General features: G+C 29.3%; 2 protein-coding genes. Both read right to left on the bottom strand.

Annotated elements, in window-relative coordinates; translation table 11 throughout:
* Positions 1 to 38 precede the first annotated feature (38 nt).
* Positions 39 to 887 (bottom strand): IS3 family transposase, encoded by an 849-nt coding sequence (locus ACFQ5N_RS14300; protein WP_386810472.1) that lies wholly within the window; start codon positions 885 to 887, stop codon positions 39 to 41.
* Positions 888 to 901: 14 nt separating this feature from the next.
* Positions 902 to 1294: a transposase gene (locus tag ACFQ5N_RS14295; RefSeq protein ID WP_386810470.1), complete on the bottom strand. Its 393-nt coding sequence runs from the start codon at positions 1292 to 1294 to the stop codon at positions 902 to 904.
* Positions 1295 to 1346: the final 52 nt, after the last annotated feature.

The raw sequence follows: 1346 nt of genomic DNA, 5'->3' as shown, positions 1-1346 counted from the left end.
TTGTATTGTCCTGAAATAGGTTGACCATTTTTTATTGATTAAAAGGTTAATAATTCCAGCTTAATTTTATTTTTTCTATACGATTTGTAGCCAACATTTTGATTTACGTGTACGTGTTTAGGTGTATATAAGTCAAGACTCAAATGTGGTCTAATATTATTATAAATATTAATAGCTTTTTTAGCAATCTTTTGAGCTAATTTAGTGTTTTTAATTGTTAGTTTCAAGCCATATTCATATTTTAAAGTTCTATTGATACGTTCTGCAATTGCATTTTCATACGGATCATATTTTTCAGTCATACTCATAGTTAAACCATTTTTTTCAGCGAATAGGGTATAAGTTGGGTTGCAATATTGTAGTCCTCTATCAGAATGATGAATTAGTTTTTCTGAAGGGTATTTACGGTTTTTAAGCGCCATTTTAAGCGCATCAGTACAAAGAGATGTTCTCATATGTGAATCTAATTTATAGCCCATTATTTGTTTAGAATATGCATCAGTAACCAAGGCTAAATAACTATGTCCTTTCTGCGTTTTTATGTAAGTAATATCAGTTACCCAAAGTTGTTCAACTCTTGTAGGAACTTTGTTTGAAACCAGGTTTTTATACTTGTAAAACTTATGATTAGAATTAGTTGTAATATGAAACCTTTTTGTTCTAGGTACAAGTAATCTATGAGTTTTAAGGAATGTATAGAACTTGTCTCTTCCCATTTTAATCCCTTTATTTTTGATTTCATCTTTTAATTCATGATGTAACTTTCTAGCTCCTAAATGTTGTCCAATCTTGTTGCGACATTGCTTTACCAATAAGATTAATATACGCTCGTTATTTGTCTTTATTTGATGAGATTTAAGTCTTTTGTAAAAGGCTTGTTTACTAATCCCAAAACATTCAATTAACCATTTTCTTTTAAACGGTTTTGCTTCTTTTTCTCGATCTCTTTTGCTAATGTTTTGGGCAATGACTTTTTTGACATATCAACTCCTGTAATAAGTTCCATATCAGCAATTACATCTTGCTGGAAGTCTTTTACAAATTCCAGTTCTTCAATTTTTTCTTTAAGCTTTTTAATTTCATCTTGTTTACTCATTCCTAATTTCTTTTGCTCTAAAGTACTATATTTTTTGATCCAGTACTGAATAGTTGCTCTAGAAATATCATATTTTTTGGCTGCATAATTGACAGAAATACGTCCATTATGAATTTGGTCAATGATGAAAAGTTTGAGTTCAAAACCTACTTTATTGTAGTTCTTTTTTCGGCAGGGTTGTTTTTTGCTTGTGTCCATAGTTTAACTAAAAGTGTTTAATTTTTAGTCAACCTATTTCAGGAATTTACAT

It is taken from the genome of Lutibacter holmesii, from assembly GCF_042679665.1.
Lineage (GTDB): Bacteria > Bacteroidota > Bacteroidia > Flavobacteriales > Flavobacteriaceae > Lutibacter > Lutibacter holmesii.
The sequence above is the reverse complement of the archived record's forward strand: the minus strand, read 5'-3'. Positions and strand labels throughout refer to the sequence as shown.

Bases quoted from the DNA above. Each gene is read 5' to 3' on its own strand.
- ACFQ5N_RS14295 (WP_386810470.1), bottom strand. From the start codon at position 1,294: ATGGACACAAGCAAAAAACAACCCTGCCGAAAAAAGAACTACAATAAA.